General features: G+C 37.6%; 22 protein-coding genes. 8 read left to right on the top strand and 14 right to left on the bottom strand.

What is annotated here, in order from left to right:
* Positions 1-402: 402 nt before the first annotated feature.
* Positions 403-723: a PaaI family thioesterase gene (locus JFL43_RS11355; protein ID WP_200749134.1), complete on the top strand. Its 321-nt coding sequence runs from the start codon at positions 403-405 to the stop codon at positions 721-723.
* 76 nt (positions 724-799) lie between these two features.
* On the opposite strand, the gene JFL43_RS11350 is transcribed toward JFL43_RS11355, so the two are convergent.
* On the bottom strand, positions 800-2269 hold the full coding sequence (locus tag JFL43_RS11350; protein WP_200749133.1) for a UDP-N-acetylmuramoyl-L-alanyl-D-glutamate--2,6-diaminopimelate ligase: 1470 nt from the start codon (positions 2267-2269) through the stop codon (positions 800-802).
* An 87-nt stretch (positions 2270-2356) separates the two neighbouring features.
* On the opposite strand from JFL43_RS11350, the gene JFL43_RS11345 reads away from it, so the two are divergent.
* On the top strand, positions 2357-3157 hold the full coding sequence (locus JFL43_RS11345) for an amino acid kinase family protein (protein ID WP_234447736.1): 801 nt from the start codon (positions 2357-2359) through the stop codon (positions 3155-3157).
* Here JFL43_RS11345 and JFL43_RS11340 read toward each other — a convergent pair.
* Positions 3124-4194, bottom strand: coding sequence for a CAP domain-containing protein (locus JFL43_RS11340; RefSeq protein ID WP_198517888.1), 1071 nt, complete (start codon positions 4192-4194; stop codon positions 3124-3126). The genes JFL43_RS11345 and JFL43_RS11340 overlap by 34 nt on opposite strands.
* 147 nt (positions 4195-4341) lie before the next feature.
* Here JFL43_RS11340 and JFL43_RS11335 point away from each other — a divergent pair, with 147 nt between their 5' ends.
* Positions 4342-4707 carry a YugN family protein gene (locus JFL43_RS11335; RefSeq protein ID WP_200749132.1) on the top strand — a complete coding sequence of 122 codons (366 nt, stop codon included), beginning with the start codon at positions 4342-4344 and terminating at the stop codon, positions 4705-4707.
* Positions 4708-4812: 105 nt separating this feature from the next.
* A complete protein-coding gene (gene ytvI, locus JFL43_RS11330) occupies positions 4813-5868 on the top strand; it encodes a sporulation integral membrane protein YtvI (RefSeq protein ID WP_200749131.1) in 1056 nt (351 codons plus the stop codon).
* 40 nt (positions 5869-5908) lie between these two features.
* On the opposite strand, the gene JFL43_RS11325 is transcribed toward ytvI, so the two are convergent.
* The 7 genes from JFL43_RS11325 to cyoE all read right to left on the bottom strand — a co-directional run bounded on the left by JFL43_RS11325 (position 5909) and on the right by cyoE (position 13400).
* Complete coding sequence (locus JFL43_RS11325; RefSeq protein ID WP_100796352.1) at positions 5909-6370, bottom strand: DUF420 domain-containing protein; 462 nt, start codon at positions 6368-6370, stop codon at positions 5909-5911.
* A 31-nt stretch (positions 6371-6401) separates the two neighbouring features.
* Complete coding sequence (gene ctaG, locus JFL43_RS11320; protein WP_200749130.1) at positions 6402-7322, bottom strand: cytochrome c oxidase assembly factor CtaG; 921 nt, start codon at positions 7320-7322, stop codon at positions 6402-6404.
* Between the two features lie 1120 nt (positions 7323-8442).
* A complete protein-coding gene (locus JFL43_RS11315; RefSeq protein ID WP_100796349.1) occupies positions 8443-8772 on the bottom strand; it encodes a cytochrome C oxidase subunit IV family protein in 330 nt (109 codons plus the stop codon).
* The gene (locus JFL43_RS11310; RefSeq protein ID WP_100796348.1) at positions 8772-9398 is read right to left on the bottom strand and encodes a cytochrome (ubi)quinol oxidase subunit III; all 627 of its coding nucleotides are present in this window, start codon (positions 9396-9398) and stop codon (positions 8772-8774) included. Before JFL43_RS11310 ends, JFL43_RS11315 begins: the two co-directional genes overlap by 1 nt.
* Complete coding sequence (gene ctaD / locus JFL43_RS11305; protein ID WP_200749129.1) at positions 9398-11269, bottom strand: cytochrome c oxidase subunit I; 1872 nt, start codon at positions 11267-11269, stop codon at positions 9398-9400. The genes JFL43_RS11310 and ctaD overlap by 1 nt, the downstream gene beginning before the upstream one ends.
* Positions 11270-11303: 34 nt before the next feature.
* The gene (coxB, locus tag JFL43_RS11300; protein ID WP_200749128.1) at positions 11304-12386 is read right to left on the bottom strand and encodes a cytochrome c oxidase subunit II; all 1083 of its coding nucleotides are present in this window, start codon (positions 12384-12386) and stop codon (positions 11304-11306) included.
* A 96-nt stretch (positions 12387-12482) separates the two neighbouring features.
* Complete coding sequence (cyoE, locus tag JFL43_RS11295; protein WP_100796345.1) at positions 12483-13400, bottom strand: heme o synthase; 918 nt, start codon at positions 13398-13400, stop codon at positions 12483-12485.
* Between the two features lie 324 nt (positions 13401-13724).
* Here cyoE and JFL43_RS11290 point away from each other — a divergent pair, with 324 nt between their 5' ends.
* Complete coding sequence (locus JFL43_RS11290; RefSeq protein ID WP_100796344.1) at positions 13725-14645, top strand: COX15/CtaA family protein; 921 nt, start codon at positions 13725-13727, stop codon at positions 14643-14645.
* A 65-nt stretch (positions 14646-14710) separates the two neighbouring features.
* Here JFL43_RS11290 and pyc read toward each other — a convergent pair whose 3' ends face one another.
* The 3 genes from pyc to JFL43_RS11275 form a co-directional block, all read right to left on the bottom strand.
* Positions 14711-18142 (bottom strand): pyruvate carboxylase, encoded by a 3432-nt coding sequence (gene pyc, locus JFL43_RS11285; protein ID WP_200749127.1) that lies wholly within the window; start codon positions 18140-18142, stop codon positions 14711-14713.
* On the bottom strand, positions 18132-19316 hold the full coding sequence (locus tag JFL43_RS11280) for an FtsW/RodA/SpoVE family cell cycle protein (protein ID WP_200749126.1): 1185 nt from the start codon (positions 19314-19316) through the stop codon (positions 18132-18134). The genes pyc and JFL43_RS11280 overlap by 11 nt, the downstream gene beginning before the upstream one ends.
* A 68-nt stretch (positions 19317-19384) precedes the next feature.
* Positions 19385-19666, bottom strand: coding sequence for a YlaN family protein (locus tag JFL43_RS11275; RefSeq protein WP_100796341.1), 282 nt, complete (start codon positions 19664-19666; stop codon positions 19385-19387).
* A gap of 178 nt (positions 19667-19844) precedes the next feature.
* Between JFL43_RS11275 and JFL43_RS11270 the strand changes: the two genes are divergently transcribed.
* Both JFL43_RS11270 and JFL43_RS11265 read left to right on the top strand, forming a co-directional pair.
* Positions 19845-20345, top strand: coding sequence for a hypothetical protein (locus tag JFL43_RS11270; RefSeq protein ID WP_100796340.1), 501 nt, complete (start codon positions 19845-19847; stop codon positions 20343-20345).
* Between the two features lie 13 nt (positions 20346-20358).
* The gene (locus JFL43_RS11265) at positions 20359-20562 is read left to right on the top strand and encodes a YlaI family protein (protein ID WP_100796339.1); all 204 of its coding nucleotides are present in this window, start codon (positions 20359-20361) and stop codon (positions 20560-20562) included.
* A gap of 111 nt (positions 20563-20673) precedes the next feature.
* Here JFL43_RS11265 and JFL43_RS11260 read toward each other — a convergent pair whose 3' ends face one another.
* Positions 20674-21063: a YlaH-like family protein gene (locus tag JFL43_RS11260; protein ID WP_234447734.1), complete on the bottom strand. Its 390-nt coding sequence runs from the start codon at positions 21061-21063 to the stop codon at positions 20674-20676.
* 29 nt (positions 21064-21092) lie between these two features.
* A complete protein-coding gene (gene typA / locus JFL43_RS11255) occupies positions 21093-22934 on the bottom strand; it encodes a translational GTPase TypA (RefSeq protein WP_100796337.1) in 1842 nt (613 codons plus the stop codon).
* Positions 22935-23120: 186 nt separating this feature from the next.
* Between typA and JFL43_RS11250 the strand changes: the two genes are divergently transcribed.
* Positions 23121-23306 (top strand): DUF5325 family protein, encoded by a 186-nt coding sequence (locus tag JFL43_RS11250; RefSeq protein WP_100796336.1) that lies wholly within the window; start codon positions 23121-23123, stop codon positions 23304-23306.
* Positions 23307-23333 lie beyond the last annotated feature (27 nt).

Below are 23333 nucleotides of genomic sequence, written 5' to 3'. Positions count from 1 at the left end.
CGCTTTCCGCGGGCAAGCACCGAGCCGCTTCCTCCGCTACAATCAACTAAAAAATGTAGTAACATACGTTAATATTGAATATAAAAAAATATTTTAACGGTAAATAACAACCTAATATTCCCCTAATCAACACACCTGTTGCCATAGATAATTATAGTAACCAGATCCGTCTTTTTTAAACTAATGAGCCAAATTATTTTGCTAACCTATTAACGAAGTAATATAAAGCAAGTATGGGAGGCAATAAGCCCCACCACCTACTACAGTTACACCAACAGTTTGAGTTTTCTGCATTTTTTTAGAATGAGCTCTAGCTACTATTGTTCGAGAAGTTTTACGAGGGACAAGTTATAAAACTTATCAATAGATATTCCAGAAAGTGGATCAAAAAAAGATACAATCATGTTAGATAAAATTCTGACAGGCATAAGAGATTGTCAACAAGGTGAGCGTTATACCTATATAGATGCCCTCTTGAATATAGATTATGCTATTACAGATAATTACTGCACCATTACCGTTCCAATTTTATCTGTTAATCAAAATACATTAAAGCTACCACATGGTGGTGTCGTTGCAAAAATGGCAGATACTTGTATGGGAACTCATGCTAATCATGTCATAGCAGATGGTCACAGTGTAGTAACGAGTAATTTGACAATGCATTATGTGACGTCAGCTAAGTTAGATACTTTGACAGCGAAATCACAATTTTTTAAGTAAAGGGAGCCATACAATGGTGCTCGAAGCTTCAGTTGAACAAGCAGATGGCAAACAAATTGCGTTTGCAACTGACTCATTATTCGTCATTGAGCCCCATATTTAAAAGACTTACATAAGCTCTTGAAATTTCAAAATCAGAAAATGGAACAACTTGACTACCAATAATTTGGGTCGTTTCATGCCCTTTTCCTGCGATTAAAACTGTATCACCTGGACTAGCTTCAGCAATTGCACTTTCAATTGCTTGCTTGCGATTAATTTTAATCGCATATGGCGTCAGTTTAATGCCTTGCGCAATTTGTGCAATTATCATATCTGCTTGTTCCCTGCGCGGATTATCACTTGTTAACCAAATTTTATGTGCATAGCAATCCGCTACCTTCCCCATCTCCTGTCGTTTTCCGTGATCACGGTCCCCGCCACAACCAAAGACTACCGTTAATCTTTTCTTCGCTGTTTGTTTTAAAGATTGTAATACAGCTGCAAGAGCACTCGGTGTATGAGCATAGTCAATGACGATACGTATACCTTTAGTATTTTCTACTTCCTGTTGTCTACCTAACGGCAAAGTGAGCTGCGGAATTTTTGGGGCAATCATTTGTAGTGGATAACCTAGTTGTTGCACGGTCGCAACTGCTGCTAAAACATTTTGTTGATGATGATCTCCAATAAATGGTATCTTCAGTTCGACTGGATTTTCCAAATATTGTACAAGTAAAATTGTTGATGTGTCTTCAATTTCCTTATGAATGATGCTAATATCTGCTGTTCGATACTTGCCAAACGTAAAAGTTCTTACATGATGCTGTTTCATACTTAAGCAAAATGGGTCATCAGCATTCACGATAATTTTCTTCGCTAATGTCGTTAATTTTCTCTTCGCTAATTCATATTTTTCCTTACTACCATGTTCATCATAATGGTCTCTACTCATATTTAAATAAACACCATAATCGATCGGGCAATGATCTAGACGATGCTGTGAAAGTCCTAAGGAAGACGCTTCTATAACAACATGCGTCACGCCCATTTGTACGCATTGTGAAAAAATACGATACAAATAGGCAGGAGGAGGAGTTGTCATAGAGGAAGTGTACTGATCCTGGCGTTCACCATTAATCCATAATCCTAATGTGCCAAGTACCGCTACTTTAGCACCAAGCTGTTGTAAAATTTGTCCGATAAAGTGTGTTACCGTCGTCTTTCCGTTTGTTCCGGTCACCGCAACAATCTTCAACAGTTCAATTTGATCACCTACAAAAGCTTTACATGCATAGGATAAAAATGTTGAACAATCAGGCACCCAAATATGGGGGACTTCTGCATGTTGAATTGGCTGGTCTTGGTCATACACAATGGCTACTGCGCCTTTTTCCATTGCTTGCGAGACAAAATCCCAACCATTATGCTGTTTCCCCCTTCTTGCTACGAAAATGTTACCTGGCTCGATTTGACTTGCTTCATCTGTAATTCCATTGATTTGTATACGTATCGAGCCACCCTGTACTTCACAAGGCCAATCCTTAATAAGCTCTGCTAAGATCAACTGTTTTCCTCCTGCACCTTTTTAACATCATAGAATACATTATTACAATCCGCTATTCACTTTTATCGTATGAAGAGAGTGCACAAAATGACACGAAGAAAGATGGGAGTATTCACTATGATTATTCAAAAGTTTGGTGGAATGGCAATGCAATCCGAAGCTTCGCGTAAACATTGCATCCTTCATATACGTAACGCTATTCGTCAATATAATAAAGCCGTCATTGTTGTTTCAGCAATGGGACGCGCTGGCGATGCTTATGCCACTGACACTTTAATAACATTAACTAGCGCTTTTAAGAGCGACTCCAAGGCAAAGGATCTCGTTGCAGCTTGTGGAGAAATGATTGCCGCGGCTGTCATTTCGGCAGAGCTAGAACGAACCGGTATTGAGAATAAATTATTGTATGGTCAAAGCATCGGCCTTGAAACTTCCGAAAATTTTGGCGATGCTGAAGTTCAAGCTGTTCACACATCAGCTATTGAGAAGGCATTAGATGAAACTTCTTGCGTCATCATTCCTGGGTTTCAAGGAACGACAGCTGAAGGAGATATTACAACGCTAGGACGTGGCGGCAGTGATTTAACTGCAGCACTACTCGGCGCTGCCTTGAAGGCTCAATTTATCGAATATTATAAGGATGTTCCAGGTGTTATGACTTACAATCCTAAGGAAAATGCCGACGCCGTATTAATTTCAAAATTGACGTATCCTGAATTCCATCAACTATTAAATAACAGCCATCCAATTGTGCAAAAAAAAGCAGCGGAGACGGCTGAACAACACCATCTCACGCTGCATATACGAAATACCTTTTCTATGGACCAAGGGACTTTAATCGTTCCTGCCATTCATCACGGCTCATCTGACATACTCTCCACTCGTTGAATAAACACTTGTGAAAAGTGTTTGCCAAATGCGCCTGAACCAAGCTGATTGAAATCTTCATTTAATAATGTATCTCGGTGTTTCTCAGAATTGAGCAAGCCATTAATCGCTTCTGGAGCATCTAAGTAGTCCTCTGCAATATTTTCTGCAGCAACATCAAATTCAATCGTTGCATTTTTCAATCGGTTTTTTAGCGTGTCAGACTGGACTGTCTCTTGCGAAATTTTACCGAGGGCTAAGCTTTCAGTATGACTTTGTGCAATATTGTTTAAATCTATTGCAGCATTTAATGCTGGCAAGCCTTTTTGAATGCGATAAACATTTGTCAAATCAAAAAGTTGTTGCTGATTAGCTAAATCGATTTCAGCTTGTAAATAGGACGATGGTACGCTCGGTGTAATCATATCGCCGACGTAAGTCATATCATATGGTTGCTGTTTTACGAGCGTTTCGCCATCTATAAAACGTACCGCCCTTAAGGACTGATCTGTCGCATCAAAATACATTTGTGCATACAAACCATCATACATCGTTAATATCCGCGTTTTCATATCCACTTCATTTAAAATAAATGTGTAAATATTTTCATCTATTTGCACATTCACTTCTGTATCAATAATTGTTGATCGATAAATATCATCTAGAGATTGACCAATCTTAAATGGTTCGGCTTCCACATTAGCACCAGAGATATACACTTGTGTCACTTTACCAGCCTCTACACCGAACATCATATAATTATCGTAATTCTTATCGTACACCCACCAATCATAGCCATAGGCAGAGGGTTCTTTACGAGAAGGCTCGCCTTTTAATTTTGCTAGTGACTTAGTTGATTTTCCTATTAGTGTAGATAAACCGTCTTTAGGTCTAGGGATTGCTTCACCATTAACAGTTGGTGCCTCTTTTTGCGGAATCACTTTCCCATTTGAATTTGGAGCTGTTAACAATTCATTTTCCTTTACGGATTGATTTGTATAAAAGAAAACGACTAAAATAGCCGCTAATATGAGTAAAATTCGAAATAATGCTTTCACAAGGCCTCTCTCCAATTTGTTTAGTTATTTTATTATACCAATTGCAACGATGTATTCACAATGTTGTCATTGCAACCGGTGCATTTTTGTTCTATTATAAAATGGAACGTATATATCGTACGATGAGTAAAAGGAGGACGAAAAATTATGTATTTCGAAAATACAGGACTTGAAAATACTTTAGCTGACATTACACTTCTTGATGATCTTATGCGCGATCATGGTTTAATCCGTGCTACAGGCTGGGATTACGAGCGCGTAACTTGGGACAGACGCTTTGATGTACGTGAAGGAACATTCTACCTACGTGTATTCGGTTTTACAAAAGACGGTGATATCGGTGCTAACGATGCGATGATCACTCTTTTCAAACCAGCTCTTGGTAAACATTACTTCCCACACGGTGTTGAATATGGTGAAGGTGAAGCATTCCCTGCTCATCTAGTAAAATCTTGCCAAGAAATTTTGAAATCTCTTGAAAAACAAATTAAAGTATTTGAAATTCATGCTTAATTTGTTTTAATCGAAGTGCTGGAATCTTCCAGCACTTTTTTAGTTGCATAAAAAAGCCGAAATCACCCATACTATGAGCCTAAATTTAAAAGATAGGTGATTTGATTGGCCAAATCCAACTTTTTTACAGTATTAAAAAAAGGCTTACTAACAATCATAGTTCTATTACTATTATATATTTTAATTCCCGCATCTATTCCTATTTTACTCGCCCTTCTCACTGCACTTTTACTAGAGCCAACTATTCAATTTCTCCAACGAAAATGGATAAAATCTAGACGCTTGTCTGTCGTTATCATATTCTCATTGTTTTTAATTTTGCTGTCAAGCATCCTTTACTTTGTCATTACAAATGTCTTCACTCAAGTCACCCACTTTTCAGCTAGGGCTCCTGAACTTTTCGATCAATTAACAGCCTCTTGGATTAATCTGCAAACCCGTTTAGCAAAAATCACCTACGATTTTCCTATCGAAATTATTACTGAGATACAACTCGGTATTAATCGTCTATTAGAAAGACTCCAATCATCTTTTATCGAATTTTTTAATTATGAGCGATTGAAAATGCTCGTATCTAAATTACCACAGTTCTTGCTCAACTTATTTGTATATATATTTGCCCTATTCCTTCTAATGTTAGAATTGCCACAACTAAAAAAACGCTTTGCTATATATATTTCTAAAAACAAGGCGGAAAAATGGAAAGTGCTCATTCAAAAACTTCATATTGTATTATTCGGTTATATAAAAGCAGAATTAATCGTTAGCTTAATCATTTTAGTCGTCACTTTTTGCTCTTTACTATTCATCATTCCTAAATACGCTTTTATCATGGCTTTAGTTATCTGGTTCGTCGATTTATTACCTATTTTAGGGTCTATTATTATTTTAGCTCCTTGGGCTCTTTACGCTATGCTTACTGGACAGATGGCACTGGGAGTAAAGTTAGGTATATTAGCGATTGTTTTAATTATTCTCCGCCAAATTTTAGAAACAAAGGTGATGAGTGCCCAAATCGGCTTACCTCCACTTGCTACTTTAATCAGTATTTACGTAGGTTTGCAGTTATTTGGCTTTTTTGGCTTTTTTATTGGCCCATTAATTGTCATGGTATTCGTAACTGCAAAAGAAGCTGGGTTGCTATCTCGTTTTATCAAATAAAAAAGCTATCCCGTAAATTTGGGACAGCTTTTTTTGGCGTTTAGCTATTTAAAATAGCTTTAATAACTGAGGTTGTTTCTCCACCTTTGTACAACACATAGAGTAAAGTATACACTGCTACGCCAGTTATCGCAGTGAAGAACCAAATCACACTTGTAATTGGTCCAATTTTGCGATGACGTACAAGATTGTTTTTGAACCCTGCAAGTAATGTCACGATACCGAAAACGGCACCTGTAGTTGCTAAACAGATGTGGAACACTAGGAAAACTGTGTAATAGATTTTCAAGTTATCTGGGCCACCAAATGCTGTATTACCAATGAATACAGTACGTGACGCATAGATGATAAAGAATAGTAATGCTGATATTGCGGCAGCAATCATCGTTTTCTTATGTGCTTCAATCTTTCTTTGCTTAATCAGAATCCAACCAATCGCTACTAAAATAGCACTTAACGCGATAAAAGCGGTACTGATCGTAGGTAAAATAGGTACACTCATCCGTTTTTCTCCTAACAATCTTTTTTTGTAATTAGCGATATTGATTTGCGTTTAATTGCTGTCTTTCCAATAAAGCTTTTTGCGTAATTTCATCCGCATTTTGTTCTTCATTACGATACCATTTAATAAATACTTTACCTAATACAACTGCGAAGATAATCTCTTGAATGATTTTCATAATGACTCCGCCTAGTTGCTGATCGTACATAGGATCCATATTGGTAAATAATTCAGGACCCGATAAAGATAGTCCTGCTAAAGTTGATGAAGGTACGCATAGTTCCATTGCTTTCATCCACAATTCACCGTCTGTATACGTAGCATAGAATGGTGCTGAAGCAAACATAATTAACGCACAAGCAGGCGTAATAAGTATCGCATTTCCGATAATATAGCCCATTTTGTGTAAATCCTTCATACGTGGTTGTCCTTCCACTGTATTAATAAGTGGCCAGTACATAAATAATGCTGCTAAAAACAGAATGAATGTATACATCCCATGTAATGTTTCATCTAATTTAATATAGTCCAATACCATTGGTAGATGATAGAATGAGAATAATGCAACAAAAAAACCTAAAGCAAATATCGGTCTAGTCATAAAATGAAATACTGGCTTGATATATGGTAGTTCAATAACATACTTCCATAACCAATTCGGAATACCTTGAATCAAGACAATAGGTATTAATAAAAGTAGTAAAGCCATTTGCACCATATGCATTGTAAACATAATATGGGCCATTAAATCTACTGGCGAACCCATAACAATATATAGCAAAATCATACTGATTACGAAATTGATCGCCTCACGTTTCTTCAAAGGTTCACTCTCTTTGAAGTCCGTTCTCCATTTAACAGTAACAAGAAAATACAGTACAGTTAAAAACAAAATGACGCCTATCAAATACGGGCTCCACATTGCTTGAAATCCAAATATACTTAGAGGCATTGAAATTCGCTCCTTTAGTTTCAGTACCTCCATTATAAGTCCCAACCCCACGAACATCAATGAACGAATCATGACAATTTATTTTTAGTGCTTTGCGCGTTCGTTCAGCGGCGACTAGCACTGGAATTTTCGAATCAAAGTCTTCTTTTCAGACTTTGACCGAGGAAATGGAAGTGACCTCGAGCCGCTAACGCGCAAAGCTGGATATCTACTTAATGCTGAAGGCGCTCGTTCAGCGGCGACTAGCACTGGAATTTTCGACTCAAAGTCTTCTTTTCAGACTTTGACCGAGGAAATGGAAGTGACCTCGAGCCACTAACGCGCAAAGCTGGATATCTACTTAATGCTGAAGGCGCTCGTTCAATCCCGACAAGCGTTGTAGAAAGGAACACAGTCTAAGACCACCACATCCTGTGGCAACGACTGCGTGACCCGCATCGTGCGGGCCTGAAACAAAAGCTTCCTTTCAGCTTTTGTCCGAGGAGACGAAAACGACCTCGAGGGATTGGCCGCTGAAGCTGGATATCTTACTTAATGCTGAAGGCGCTCGTTCAGCGGCGACTAGCACTGGAATTTTCGAATCAAAGTCATCTTTTCAGACTTTGACCGAGAAAATGGAAGTGACCTCGAGCCGTTAGCGCCTGAAGCTGGATAGCTACTTAATGCTGTAGGCGCTCGTTCAACGGCGACTTGCACTGGACTTTTCGAATCAAAGTCATCTTTTCAGACTTTGACCGAGAAAATGGAAGTGACCTCGAGCCGTTAGCGCCTGAAGCTGGATATCTACTTAATGCTGAAGGCGCTCGTTCACCGGCGACTTGCACTGGAATTTTCGAATGAAAGTCATCTTTTCAGACTTTGACCGAGAAAATGGAAGTGACCTCGAGCCGTTAGCGCCTGAAGCTGGATCTCTACTTAATGCTGAAGGCGCTCGTTCAACGGCGACTTGCACTGGAATTTTCGAATCAAAGTCATCTTTTCAGACTTTGACCGAGAAAATGGAAGTGACCTCGGAGGGTTTGACCGATCAAGGTGGATCTCATCTCACAGCTTCAAATGCAATCTAGTAAAAAAACAAAAAACCGAGCCTATAAATAGACTCGGTTTTTTGCTCTGGTTCTTACCACCAAATAATTGTTATGAAAGCAAGAATCATTGTAAATGCTATGAATGCGGCTGAGTACATGAAGAATTGAGCCATACCATGTCCTTTTTCGCTCCAATGCATGAAGTAATACAATTGTAACGCTACTTGTACAGCCGCAAATAATAAAATTAACGGTGCAACTAAGTAAGCTGACATTCCTGCTTGAACAGACGCAAATGCGATAAATGTTAAGAAAATCATAAGCGCAAATACTGTTACCTGATTACGCATACCAAGGTTTGCGCGTTTACGATCATATTCATACTCTTGTTGAGTTCTTGTATGTGTTACGTCATGTGACATTAGTCCAACACTCCCATCAAGTAAACTACAGTGAAGATGAATACCCAAACAACATCGATAAAGTGCCAGTATAATGATGCTAAGTAGTACTTAGGTGCATTATACAGGTTTAAACCACGTTTAGAGTTACGCAGCATTAATAGGATGAACCAAGCTAAACCGATTATAACATGCAGTCCGTGAGTTCCTACTAGTGTATAGAATGAAGATCCGAATGCACTTTGAGTAAATGTAAATCCAAGATGTACATAGTGATAGAATTCATAGATTTCAAGGCCAAGGAATCCAAGACCTAAAACAACTGTAACTGCTATCCAAGCTTGCATTGCTTTGAAATTATGATTTTTCATATGGTACATTGCATAAACACTTGTTAAAGAAGATGTTAAAAGTAACATCGTCATAATGAATGCAAGTGGCAACTCAAAAAGACTTTGAGTTGAGAATTCCATACCATTTGGTCCTTTATTTTTTAGTGCTAAGAATGTAGCAAATAAAGTGGCAAATAAAACTGTTTCACCGCCAAGGAAAATCCAAAATCCTAAAGTTTTGTTTTTCCCTTCAAGAGTTGCATTCTCTGGATGTGCTGGCCAAGATTGTGGGGTAAATTTAGTTTTCAAATCCATTATTTTTTACCCCCTTTTTCATTCATTAATTCCTCTTTATGAATATGATAACCTAAGTCATCTTTCAGAGAACGAACGATCATTGATAAGAATGTAATCGCTAAACCAGCAATTAGAACTGGAAGTGACCACGCTTTGTCAGCATCTTGGTGATAAAGTGCACCGAATGCTGCTACGAATAAACCAAATGAAATCATGAACGGAATGAAAGAATTGTTTGGCATATGGATATCTGAAATTGGCTCAGCATATGTCATACCTTCTTTATTTCCTTCCATTTTTTCAATCCAGAAAGTATCTAGACCACGAACAAGTGGTGTTTGTTTAAAGTTGTAATATGGTACTGGTTGTGGAATAGCCCATTCAAGAGTACGACCATCTTTCCAAGGATCGCGTCCTGCTGGTTCACCTTTAATAGCAGTAATAATTACATTTACTACTAATAAAATAACACCGATTGCCATTAAGAAGGCACCAATTGTACTGATATAGTTAAATAGGTCCCAACCTTGGTCGCCCTGGTAAGTGAATACACGACGTGGCATACCCATTAAACCTAAGAAATGTTGAATAAAGAATGTGCAGTGGAAACCAACAAAGAAGAATACGAATGTAATCTTACCAAGCGTTTCGTTTAACATTTGGTTGAACATTAATGGCCAGTAATAATGTGCTGCCGCAAATAATGCCAATACGATACCACCAACGATAACGTAGTGGAAGTGAGCTACGATAAAGTAAGAATCGTGTAGTTGGTAATCAAGAGGTGCAGATGCTTGCATAACCCCAGTTACCCCACCAGCTACGAACGATGGGATGAAACCTAATCCATATAGCATTGGTGTCGTTACTTTAATGTTTCCGCCCCAAATTGTTAGTAGCCAGTTGAAGACTTTCATACCAGTTGGAACAGCAATCGCCATTGTAGCAACAGCGAAGATTGCGTTTGCTGTTGGCCCAAGACCTACAGTGAACATATGGTGAGCCCACACCATGAAGCCTAAGAAACCGATTAAGATTGTCGCAAATACCATTGAAGAGTAACCGAATAAACGTTTACGTGAGAATGTTGCGAAAATCTCAGAGAATAAACCGAATGCAGGAAGTACTAGGATATATACTTCAGGGTGCCCAAAGATCCAGAATAAATGTTCCCAAATAATTGTGTTACCACCATTAAGATGATCAAAGAAATTTGCATCAAACATACGGTCAAAAATCATAAAGAATAATCCCACAGTAAGTGGAGGGAAAGCGAATAAAATTAATGCAGACGCTACAAATGTAGTCCATGTGAATAATGGCATACGCATGTAAGTCATACCTGGTGCACGCATGTTAATAATCGTTACAAGGAAGTTAATCCCGGCGATTAACGTACCAGCACCTGAAATTTGTAAACCTAAAGCATAAAAGTCAATACCATGGGTTGGTGATGCTAGAGATAATGATGCATATGAAGTCCAACCAGCATCAGGAGCTCCACCAAGGAACCATGAAAGGTTTAAGAATAAACCACCAAATAAGAACAACCAAAAACCTAATGAGTTTAGGAATGGGAATGCAACGTCACGTGCACCAATTTGTAATGGTACAGCAGCGTTCATGAATGCAAATAACAATGGCATTGCAGCTAAGAATATCATTGTTGTACCATGCATTGTAATAATTTCATTGAAAAGACCCGCACTTACAAAATCATTATTTGGTTCTGCAAGTTGGATACGAATGAGCATTGCTTCTATACCACCGATTACGAAAAACAATGTACCGGCAATAAGGTAAAGAACGGCGATTTTTTTATGGTCTACTGTAGTTAAGTAGTCCCAAATAGTTGCGCCAAAGCCCTTTTTCTTTGCAGTTGAGCTCACAACTTTAACCTCCTTCAAAATGATTTGACTCAAATTATTTTTCTACAGATAAGCCCATTAAGTATGCAGCTAATGCATCAAGCTCTTCATCTGTGAATTCTTTACCTTTATTTAAATCTTTTTCTACCGGCATTAGATTTCCTGGTTTAAGCTTTTGTGAGTTTTTAATCCAGTCTTTAATACCCTCTTCTGAGTGTTCGATGAAACCAGCAACACGGTTACGATCTCCAAATGTAGCTAAGTTAGGATAAATAGCTGCAGTACCTTCACCAGAAACTGCATGACAAGAAATACAACTATTAGCAAATACTTGTTCACCTAAGTCAGTTGAATTCTTATCAGCTTTTTTACCTTTTGTAGCTTGCATATTTTTAACCCAAGTGTCGAAGTTATCTTTGCTAAGTGTCTTAACTTTGAAATCCATTAATGCATGTGAAGGACCACAAAGCTCAGCACATTTACCATAGAATACTCCGTCTTTAAGACTATCTGATTCTTTATCAAATGTTAAATAGAATGTGTTGATATTATCAACGTTTGTATCCAATTTACCACCGATTGCTGGAATCCAGAATGAGTGTTTTACATCAGCAGCTTTTAAGTTGAAGTAAACTTTCTCACCTGTAGGAACTACTAATTCTTGAGCAGTTATGATACCTTGCTCTGGGTATTCGAATTCCCACCAGTATAATTTAGCTGTTACATTTACAGTAACTGCTGTTGCATTACCATTTTCGTCTTTAGCTTCCATAGCTTTAGTGTCCGCCAATTCGTAAGTTAAACTTACAGTCGGAACTGCTATGATTAGTAATAGGACGATCGGTATTGCTGTCCAAATAATTTCTAGAATATGGCTACCTTCAACTTGCTTAGGAATTGTATTCTCTCCAACTTTTTTGCGTCGGAACTTAACAATAACAAGTACATAAATGATAACCACTACAATAATAACTAACAGCATGATTACAGATGTTAAGAGCAATAGTTTGTATTGTTCTTTAGCAACTGTGCCTCCTGGAGTTAAAGTCGATAAATACTCTTCGCCACACCCAGAAAGGAAAATTGTTAGCGCTGCTAACAATCCGAATAGACGCCATTTTTTAAGCCCTTTCATCATAGCCTAATTAAACCCCTCTTTCTTTGTTGTATTTGCATGTGTAACTAGGACTGTGGTTCGTTCTATATGAATTCTTTTAAAGAAAGAATCCCGAAGTTAGGCAAAGACAGAGAAAATAATCATTGAAACAAATAAGATTGTCATATAATTCAAGGAATAAATAAACATCTTATTGGCCCATTTTAAATCATCTGCCGCTTTAAATCCTGTTAAAGCGAGTCCGAACCAACCAAGGTTCAATACTGTTGCGAGAATAATAAATCCAATTCCCAGCTTCATTAGCAAGAATGGTAGTGGGAACAACAATAGTACCCATGCTAACATTGAACGTTTCGTTCTTGCAAAGCCTTTGACAACTGGTAGCATTGGAATATTTGCAGCTCGGTATTCTTCCGTACGTTTCATAGCAAGTGCATAGAAATGCGGTGGTTGCCATACAAACATAATTAAGAATAATGCCAATGCCCCTGAGCCAAGTGCTGGCTCAACAGCAGCCCATCCGATTAACGGCGGAATTGCACCGGAGATACTACCTACAACTGTATTACTGACATGCTTTCTTTTTGACCACATGGAATACAAAACAACGTAACTAAGAATGCCTGCAAGTCCCCACATACCGGCAGCAAAAGATGCCATAAATAACAAAATTTCACCTACAATTAAAAGTGAGAGAGCGATTGCCAATACAAAGCTCGATTTGAATCTACCAGTAACTGTTGGTCTAGATTTTGTCCGTTTCATAATTGGATCAATATCTTGATCAATATAGTTATTCATTGCACCGGATCCTGCAATAATGAATGCCGCACCTACTAAGGTATAGAACATAACATCAAGTTCTTGTAGAAAATGTTTATCGGTGAATTGAAATGCTAACCAGAGCCCTGTAAACGTAGTCACTAAATTTGAATTGACGATTCCAATTTTTATAAGTGCTAAAAAATCTTTTACAAATGAACTTGCTTCTGGTTCCGTATTTCGACTAGCAGTCAATGTTCGACCATTTGACATATTACTCCTCCTTTCGATTGGTAAGCATATTCCGTTAACCCTACTATAACGAAAAATAACAATGATTTCTAGACGAAAAGTTAAATTTCGTATCGCAGGTGAATGGGAACCGGTTTATCTAACACAACATATCTATAGTAAATCATTTTGGCGATTCAATTGTGAAGGTTCTTGTACGAAATTATGAACAATTTGTGAAATGGCCTTCTCTTTAGAAAGTCAATCCTCATTACAAGTTGTTTTTTAACCCTATTTTCGCTATCATCAGAAAGGCAGGTACCACCTTTCTAAAGGTGATTACTATATACAAAGTAGGTGGCAATTATGCAATATAGTAAATACATGAAATGGTTTGCTGTTGCTGCAACAATTGGAATGTTGCTCATTTTATTGGGCGGAGCACTCGTCACAAAGACTGATAGCGGTATGGGCTGTGGTAGAAACTGGCCTGATTGTAACGGATCTCTAATACCAAAGGACATTACTACAGAAGTATTAATCGAATTTTCTCATCGTGTCATTACCGGAGCTGTATCCCTTTTCATTTTAGTTTTAACCGTATGGGCTTGGAGAGCATTGGGACATATTCGAGAAGTGAAATTCTTATCTGCCATGGCATTATTCTTCTTGGTTGCACAAGCTTTAATCGGTGCTGCTCAAGTTTTATGGGGACAAGGTAATTTCATATTAGCACTTCATTTTGGTATATCGCTTATTTCATTCGCAGCAGTACTCTTACTCACATTAATTATTTTCGAAGTTGATCAAAAGTTTGATGCAGACAAGGTGAAAATCGGACGTACGCTAAAACGACATACCATCGGCGTAACTTTATACTCTTATCTTGTAGTATATACCGGAGCACTCGTTCGCCATACAAAAGCAAGCTTAGTTTGCCTTGATTGGCCGTTTTGTAATAATACAGAGATTGGTTTACCCACTAACTTTTATGAATGGGTTCAAATGGGACACCGATTCGCAGCTGGCTTAATCTTTGTTTGGATTTTAATTATTGCAATCCACGCCATTAAACATTATAAAGAACAACGCGTCCTTTATTGGGGTTGGGTTATTGCATTAATTATCGTAACTCTTCAAGTATTAGCTGGTATGGCTGTAGTACTTTCACGCTTAGATATAACATTAGCATTACTACACTCATTATTAATCACACTATTATTCGGCCTATTGTGTTATATGATTCTATTATTATCGAGAAGCCATGAAAATGAAAAGGGTGATTAAGCAATATTATTAACACAATATAAAACACGCCTCCGCGAATGCAAAGGCGTGTTTTTATATGCTTATTATTCCATTTCAATTAGTAGATCACCGGTTGAAATTGCGTCACCGGCTACAACATAAATTTCTTTAATAACGCCGTCCTTAGGTGCTTGAACAGTCGTTTCCATCTTCATCGCTTCTGTAATAAGTAAGTGCTCGCCGCGTTTTACAGAGCTACCTTTAGAAATCGCTACCTTCAAGACCGTACCAGGCATTGTAGCACCAATTTGATTTGGATTTGCAAGGTCGGCTTTCGACTTACGATCACCATCTACTTCAATTGTCATATCCTGAATAAGGATTTCACGAGGCTGACCGTTTAACTCAAAATAGATTACACGTGTACCATCATGCTGTGCTTCGCCAATAGATACGAGCTTAATGATTAGTGTTTTTCCTTTTTCAATCTCAACTTCAATTTCTTCACCAAGTTTTAAACCGTATAAGAATGTCGGCGTATCTAGGACAGATACATCCCCAAATTGTTCAGCTGTCTTCATATAGTCTTCAAATACTTTAGGATATAAAGCAGCTGCAAGTACTTCATGACTTGTAACTGGGCGGTTATATTTTTTAAATAAGTCATCACGAAGTGCTTGTAAATCTATTGGTTCTAACAATTCACCAGGTCTCACTGTAATAGCTTCGCGGTCCTTCAAAATAACCTTTTGTAATTCTTCTGGGAAACCGCCATATGGTTGGCCTAAATAACCTTGGAAGAACTCAATTACTGAATCCGGGAAATCAATTGTTTTACCACGTTCAATAACTGTATCCTCATCTAAATCATTTTGTACCATGAATAAAGCCATATCTCCTACTACTTTAGAAGAAGGTGTTACTTTAACGACATCCCCAAACAATAAGTTCACGCGGGAATACATCTTTTTCACTTCTTCCCAGCGGTCCCCCAGCCCTACACCTTTTGCTTGCTGTTGTAGGTTACTATATTGACCACCTGGCATTTCATGAACATAAATTTCAGAATGTGGGCTGTTCATACCACTTTCGAAATCACTGTAATATTTGCGAATATCTTCCCAGTAATATGAAAGTTTTTCTAGTCCATCGATATCAGCTCTTACTTGGCGTTTGCTACCTTTCATCGCATAGTAAAGCGAGTTGGCACTTGGTTGCGATGTAAGTCCTGCCATTGAACCTAGTGCTGTATCGATAATATCAACACCTGCTTCAATTGCTTTTGCGTATAAATAAATACCATTTCCGCTCGTATCATGTGTATGCAAGTGGATTGGTAAATCTGTCGATGCTTTCAACTCCGATATTAAACGATACGCAGCTTCTGGCTTCAATAAGCCCGCCATATCTTTAATAGCTAAAATATGTGCTCCTGCAGCCTCTAATTCCTTCGCCATGTCTTTATAGTATTGCACTGTATATTTCGCTCTAGAGTCGTCTAGAATGTCCCCTGTATAGCAAATAGCGGCTTCTGCAATCTTACCTGACTGTCTAGTCGCATCAATTGCCACTTCCATTCCTTTAACCCAGTTCAGACTATCGAAAATACGGAATACATCTATACCTGCATCTGCAGATTTTGAAATAAACTCTCTAATAATATTATCTGGATAGTTTTTATAACCTACTGCGTTCGCTCCACGCATCAGCATTTGGAATAGGACATTCGGCATTTTCTCGCGGAGTTTCATTAAACGATCCCATGGGTTCTCTTTTAAGAAACGATAGGCAACGTCAAAGGTTGCACCGCCCCACATTTCAAGTGAGAAGAAATTATTCATAATTTGTGCTGTTTCATCCGCAATATCGAACATATCACGAGATCGTACCCGTGTTGCAAGTAATGATTGGTGTGCATCACGCATCGTTGTATCAGTTAATAACACATCATCTTGCTCTCTAATCCATTGCACAAGCCCCTCTGGACCTCGTTCGTCTAAAATTTGCTTCGTACCTGCAGGAATCGATTGCGCAATTTTAATTTCAGGCATATGAGGTTTTGGGAAAATTGGTTTTTGTTTATATTCAATACCAGGGAAGCCATTAATCGTTACATTCCCGATATAACTTAATAATTTTGTTCCACGGTCTTTACGTGGGGAGAATAAAAATAGCTCTTGCGTCGAATCGATGAAGCTCGTATCAAATTGACCATCGATGAAATTTGAATGACGGACAACATTTTCTAAAAACGGAATATTTGTTTTAATACCACGAATACGGAACTCTTGTAAATTTCGATCCATCTTCGCAGCAGCTTCTTTAAACGTCATACCCCAAGTCGATACTTTCACTAATAACGAATCATAATATGGTGAAATTACTGCACCTTGGAAGCCGTTACCAGCATCTAAGCGGACACCAAAACCTCCACTTGAACGATAAACCATCAATTTACCTGTATCAGGCATGAAGTTATTCAATGGGTCCTCAGTCGTTACACGAGACTGAATAGCAAATCCAAATAGTGGGATTTGAGATTGTTCAGGAATTCCTATTTTCTCATCATGTAATGAAAGACCCTCTGCAATTTTAATTTGTGCATGAACAATATCAATTCCTGTGATCATCTCAGTAATCGTATGCTCTACTTGAATACGAGGATTTACTTCGATGAAATAAAAATGATTGCCTGCAACTAAAAATTCGACCGTCCCAGCATTTATGTAAGACACATTTTTCATTAACTTTATTGCAGCTTGGCAAATTTCCTCACGGAGTTCCGCTGTAATCGAGTTAGAAGGTGCGATTTCAACAACCTTTTGGTGACGACGTTGAATCGAACAATCACGTTCATATAAATGAACGATATTACCTTCTTTGTCTCCTAGAATTTGTACTTCAATGTGCTTTGGTTTTTCTACAAATTTCTCTACATATACTTCAGCAGAACCAAATGCCGCTTTCGCCTCGGATTTTGCACGTTCGTATGCTTCAGTAGTATCGTCAGCAGTGTTTACAACGCGCATACCACGTCCTCCGCCTCCAAGTGAAGCTTTTATCATGAGCGGGAACCCATGCTCCTCACCAAACGCTAACACTTCATCAACGGATGCAACTGGCCCATCTGTTCCAGGAATAACTGGAATGTTAGCTGCAACAGCTTGCTCACGTGCTTTTACTTTATCACCAAACATGTCCAAATGTTTAGAGGTTGGACCGATGAAAATAATACCTTCTTCTTCACAACGTTTTGCAAAATCTAAATTTTCAGATAAAAAACCATAGCCGGGGTGAATCGCGTCCGCCCCAGAGTCTTTAGCAATGGCTAAAATCCCCTCAATATCTAAGTACGCATCAATTGGTTTTTTGCCATCCCCAACAAGATAAGCTTCATCTGCTTTATATCTGTGATAAGAGCCACTATCCTCTCTCGAGTAAATTGCGACGGTCGTAATATTTAACTCCGTACACGCTCGAAATACACGAATAGCAATCTCACCACGGTTTGCCACTAGAATTTTTTTAATTGCCATTGCCATTTCCCCCTTTACTTTCTCTTTTCACAAACATGGAGACGTTTATGAGAATCCCCATAGCTAAAGATAACAAAATTAATGATGTTCCGCCATAACTAATAAACGGTAGAGGTACACCGGTTAACGGAATAATTCCTGTTAACCCACCCACATTGATAAACGTTTGAAAACCTATCATACTCGCAATTCCAGCAGCAATCATACGCGCCATAGGATCCTTTGTACGTAGAGAGATTACCAATGCGCGAATGACGATATAACCAAGACCAAACAGTACAATGGCTACACCAAAAGTGCCAAGTTCCTCAGCGATAATAGCTAATATAAAGTCGGTTTGAGGTTCTGGCAAATACCCCATCTTTTGTACAGATTGACCTAATCCTAATCCTTTAATACCGCCAGCACCAATTGCTAAATAACCATTTACAACTTGATATCCGAAAAATTGCTCATCCTCAAACGGGTTAAAATAAGCGTTAATCCGTCCCATTCTTTTTTCAGTAAAAAATCTATCTCTTATAAAGAAAATACCAATCAACGCAATTACCATACAAGCACCTAATACACCAAGAATTTTACCAAAGGTTTTAAATTTAATGCCACTTGCTGCAATAACTGAAACAGCGATAAAGAATATAATGACCAATGTACCTAAATCCGGTTCGAGAAAGATAAGAAATGAAGCTGCAAATAAAACAACAATAGGCGGAATAATAGATTCATTAATATTATCGAGTTTACCTTTTTCATATTTCTTCGCAAAGACAGCGGAGAAATACAAAATAATAATAATCTTCACAAACTCAGATGGCTGTAAACTAGCAAAACCTAGATTAAGCCAACTTTTCGCTCCAGAGTCTCCTGGACTAAAGCCAAAGAAGTAAACAGCTAATAGCAAAGCAAACATGACTCCCAGCATTGAAACAATCACATTATTTTCTTTGTAAATTTTGTAAGGAATAAAAGCTCCAACTACAAAAGCAACTGCCCCTATACATAGGTTCGTGATTTGCTTTTTATAAAAAAAGTCAGGGCTTCCTCCTAATTGATTCACTGCCCACACCATACTGGCACTATAAACCATAACCAAACCAAAACAGCAAAGTAATAAGTATGTAAAAAACAGTGGATAATCGAAATTTCTGGCGTATCTTTTTAAGTATGATTTCATGAAACAACCTCTTTTTTATTAATCTTGTAGCAAAAAAACCCAAACAATAAGATGTTTGAGTTTTTTACTTATTTCTCTGTGAATGCCTCATGCAACACAGATAATTCTTTTTCAAGTGAATCAAGAATCTCTTTTCCCTTTTCACGTTCAAGCAAGCCTAACTTAACTGCGAAATCAATTTCACGTGATAAGCCAAACATTTGTGTATCTAAAACTTCTTCGTACAGCGGACATTGTGGCATTGTCAAATGCTCCATTTGTACTCTAATAAGCTTAGCAATTTTATCAGCATCGCCAATAAGAAGTTCCAATGCTTTTTCCTGATACGAACTTTGCGATATTGTATCCATGAGGACGCCCCCATTACCTGATATTTCTTCTATTCTATCTTAATAAAGTTTATCTTTTGCACAGGAAAATTGCAAGTATATAACTGTTTAAACCGATTAACTCATTTTATTTCTTTATAAATTACACAAAATAGCTGTATACTGAGATATGAAATGTACTATTCAAGGAGGAATAAACATGGAATCCATCGTCCAAATTAAAGGTGCCGTGAACTTTGCTATCACATTAGATCCAACTGTATGGATTTTTGATGATCGTAAATTAGATCTAGACACATATTTTACAGAAGAACGCGTAATTGTAAATGCTGATGAAGAGTATATGGAAAAAGCCGGAAAACACTGGTCGCGTGAAATTATGGAAGGCGCAACTTTCCCACCAACTTTACAATCCGAACGTAAATTTGAACGAAAGAAAATGATGACAGGTACATTCGGTATCGAATTAAAGCCTTTCCTCAAAAATGCTGAAATCAAAGACGGAGCAACTACAGTTGTTCTTGAATGTCGCGATGGTGAAGAATATAGCTTCACAGTAGAACAAGCAGATACACTTATTTTAAAATATAGCCAAGACGGTAAAATGCTTACAGATAACGGCCCTGTTTATGTATTAAACGGAGACGGTTCAAATGTAGAAAAACCAATTAAGGGTCTTGTTGCAATCCGAGTAGAATAGGAGGCTTTGAACGATGCGAGTAAAATGTGTCATTTGCGATACAATTAACGAATTACCCGATTTTTCACCAGAAGCCAAAAAATTACGTAATCGCCCTATTCATACGTATATGTGTAACACTTGTCATGATCGCATTACAGAGAAAACAAACGCTCGTATTGCGACCGGTCAATTCATTTTCAGAAAAAGGCATTCGCTTATCGAAGATGATTTTTAATTGATCAGTGACAGCAGTCTATTTTAAAAAACAAAAAGAGCAATTGAGTATTAGCTATAAGCTTATCCTCAATTGCTCTTTTATATTGTTCATCTACTAAATACTAGCCAATTATTGTGCTGCTTGCGCTTTTTTATCTCTGCGTAAACCAATTTTATACATGATTAGCACAAGTGCGATAATCAATAATCCCTCTACAACAGGTAAATAGATAGCAAAGAATGTTAAAAAGATACAACCAACAAATAAGAAGAAGTAAATAACGATGTTTTGCCAAAATTTGAGTTTTTTCGCAAAGCCAAGATTGTAAACAATAATCGACAAAGCAAAAATGACAATTAATAAAATCATACTAGCCATACTATAATCAGATGCATGTTGATAAACATACTTGGCTACCGGATACATTTTATCAAATACAAATGCATCTTTATTTGATACATCAGGTGCGGCAAGTTGAATAAAATTCAGTTCATTTAAAAAACCGGATTTAATATCCAAGACTTTCCTTCCTTTCATTTAGCGAATGATTACTCAGCGCTACGTGTTTTTTTGGCTGATTTTTCACGTTCGTTTTTGTTTAAAATTTGTTTACGAAGGCGAATAGATTCTGGTGTTACTTCACAGTACTCATCATCAGCCAAGTATTCTAAAGCTTCTTCAAGAGTTAAGATACGAGGTTTTTTAATAACATTCGTTTGGTCTTTATTAGCTGAACGCACGTTTGTTTTTTGTTTCATCTTGATGATATTAACAGTGATGTCGCTATCACGTGTATTTTCACCAACGATCATACCTTCATAAATATCAGTACCTGGTTCAACAAATAGTGTACCACGGTCTTCAATTTGCATCATACCATAAGTAGTTGATTTACCTGTTTCCATAGAAACTAGCACACCTTGACGACGTCCGCCAATTTTACCTGATAGTAGTGGTTGATAGCTATCGAATGTATGGTTGATAATACCGAAGCCTTTTGTTAAAGACATAAATTCAGTTGTATAACCAATTAATCCACGAGCTGGTACCATGAAGATTAAACGAACTTGGCCACTACCATTGTTCACCATATCTAACATTTCACCTTTACGTAAACCTAATGATTCAATAATTGAACCTACAGCATCTTCTGGTACATCGATTTGTACACGTTCTACTGGTTCACATTTTTTACCATCAATTTCTTTAATGATAACTTTTGGTTTAGATACTTGTAATTCGTATCCTTCACGACGCATATTTTCGATTAGAATCGATAAGTGAAGTTCACCACGTCCTGAAACAGTCCAAGCATCTGGTGAGGCAGTATCTTCTACACGTAAACTTACATCCGTTTGTAATTGAGAGCGTAAACGTTCTTCAATTTTACGAGATGTTACCCATTTACCTTCACGACCTGCGAATGGTGAGTTATTTACTAAGAAAGTCATTTGTAATGTTGGTTCATCAATACGTAATGGTGTTAAAGCTTCTTGGTGCTCAGTCGGACAAACAGTTTCACCTACGTTAATGTCTTCCATTCCTGAAACTGCGATTAAATCACCTGAGTATGCTTCTTCAACTTCCTCACGTTTTAAACCGAAGAAACCAAAGATTTTAGTAACACGGAAACTTTTCACAGAACCATCAAGTTTCATAAGTGAAACTTGTTGTCCAACATGGATTTTACCGCGGAATACACGACCGATACCGATACGACCTACGTAATCATTATAATCAAGTAATGCTACTTGAAATTGTAATGGTTCTTCACGAGTATCAGCTGGTGCTGGGATGTGGCTAATAATTTCCTCGAATAAGCATTTCATATTTTCTTCTTGTTTAGATGGGTCTGAATCAAGTGATGCAGTTCCATTTACACCAGAAGCAAATACGACTGGGAATTCTAATTGATCTTCATTAGCACCTAATTCGATTAGTAAGTCGATTACTTCATCTACTACTTCTGTAGGACGAGCTGAATCTTTATCGACTTTGTTTACTACTACGATTGGTGTTAATTTTTGTTCCAATGCTTTTTTCAATACAAAACGCGTTTGAGGCATACATCCTTCATATGCATCAACAACTAAAAGTACACCGTCAACCATTTTCAGGATACGTTCTACTTCACCACCGAAATCAGCGTGTCCAGGTGTATCTAAAATATTAATTCTAGTACCTTCGTAGTTAACTGCTGTATTTTTCGCTAAAATTGTGATACCACGTTCACGTTCGATGTCGTTTGAATCCATTGCTCTTTCTGCGACATTTTCGTTTGAACGAAAAGTACCTGATTGTTGTAATAATTGGTCAACCAATGTCGTTTTACCATGGTCAACGTGAGCTATAATTGCAATATTTCTAATGTCTTGACGTAAATTTGTCATTGTTCCACTCCACATTCTTTTTTTCGAGTCCATAACTGTGTTATTATAACACAAGAGATATTACTTGTCTTTTCTTAACAACTAGTATTTCAAATTTTTTTATAATTTCACAGTATAATCATTACTTCGACATTAAGTTATTATTACTTATTAGTCAAATGAATTCATAAACTGGAGGATTTTAAAATGAAAAATGCTAAATTCGTTATGGCTGTTTTTGCGTTAGCTGCTGTGCTAGCAATGTGTTCAATCGGAATCGCTGTTGCCTATAATAGTCTACTCGGTATAATTGGTGGCATTCTTTTAGTTTGCGCTATTATGGGGTTCGGCTTCAAAACAAAGCGTCAATTCCGCGAAAAAGGCTTGCTATAACTTTTCCAAATAAAAAGAATGAACTTG

Origin of the sequence: Viridibacillus soli (assembly GCF_016612995.1) — a bacterium.
In the GTDB taxonomy this organism is placed as follows: Bacteria; Bacillota; Bacilli; order Bacillales_A; family Planococcaceae; genus Viridibacillus; species Viridibacillus soli.
The sequence above is the reverse complement of the archived record's forward strand: the minus strand, read 5'-3'. Positions and strand labels throughout refer to the sequence as shown.

Bases quoted from the DNA above. Each gene is read 5' to 3' on its own strand.
- JFL43_RS11310 (WP_100796348.1), bottom strand. From the start codon at position 9,398: ATGGATTTGAAAACTAAATTTACCCCACAATCTTGGCCAGCACATCCA.
- JFL43_RS11265 (WP_100796339.1), top strand. From the start codon at position 20,359: ATGCGAGTAAAATGTGTCATTTGCGATACAATTAACGAATTACCCGAT.
- JFL43_RS11335 (WP_200749132.1), top strand. From the start codon at position 4,342: ATGTATTTCGAAAATACAGGACTTGAAAATACTTTAGCTGACATTACA.
- JFL43_RS11280 (WP_200749126.1), bottom strand. From the start codon at position 19,316: ATGAAATCATACTTAAAAAGATACGCCAGAAATTTCGATTATCCACTG.
- JFL43_RS11345 (WP_234447736.1), top strand. From the start codon at position 2,357: ATGACACGAAGAAAGATGGGAGTATTCACTATGATTATTCAAAAGTTT.
- JFL43_RS11250 (WP_100796336.1), top strand. From the start codon at position 23,121: ATGAAAAATGCTAAATTCGTTATGGCTGTTTTTGCGTTAGCTGCTGTG.
- typA (WP_100796337.1), bottom strand. From the start codon at position 22,934: ATGACAAATTTACGTCAAGACATTAGAAATATTGCAATTATAGCTCAC.
- pyc (WP_200749127.1), bottom strand. From the start codon at position 18,142: ATGGCAATTAAAAAAATTCTAGTGGCAAACCGTGGTGAGATTGCTATT.
- cyoE (WP_100796345.1), bottom strand. From the start codon at position 13,400: ATGTCAAATGGTCGAACATTGACTGCTAGTCGAAATACGGAACCAGAA.
- JFL43_RS11315 (WP_100796349.1), bottom strand. From the start codon at position 8,772: ATGTCACATGACGTAACACATACAAGAACTCAACAAGAGTATGAATAT.
- JFL43_RS11270 (WP_100796340.1), top strand. From the start codon at position 19,845: ATGGAATCCATCGTCCAAATTAAAGGTGCCGTGAACTTTGCTATCACA.
- JFL43_RS11275 (WP_100796341.1), bottom strand. From the start codon at position 19,666: ATGGATACAATATCGCAAAGTTCGTATCAGGAAAAAGCATTGGAACTT.
- JFL43_RS11290 (WP_100796344.1), top strand. From the start codon at position 13,725: ATGCAATATAGTAAATACATGAAATGGTTTGCTGTTGCTGCAACAATT.
- ctaG (WP_200749130.1), bottom strand. From the start codon at position 7,322: ATGCCTCTAAGTATATTTGGATTTCAAGCAATGTGGAGCCCGTATTTG.
- JFL43_RS11325 (WP_100796352.1), bottom strand. From the start codon at position 6,370: ATGAGTGTACCTATTTTACCTACGATCAGTACCGCTTTTATCGCGTTA.
- JFL43_RS11355 (WP_200749134.1), top strand. From the start codon at position 403: ATGTTAGATAAAATTCTGACAGGCATAAGAGATTGTCAACAAGGTGAG.
- coxB (WP_200749128.1), bottom strand. From the start codon at position 12,386: ATGATGAAAGGGCTTAAAAAATGGCGTCTATTCGGATTGTTAGCAGCG.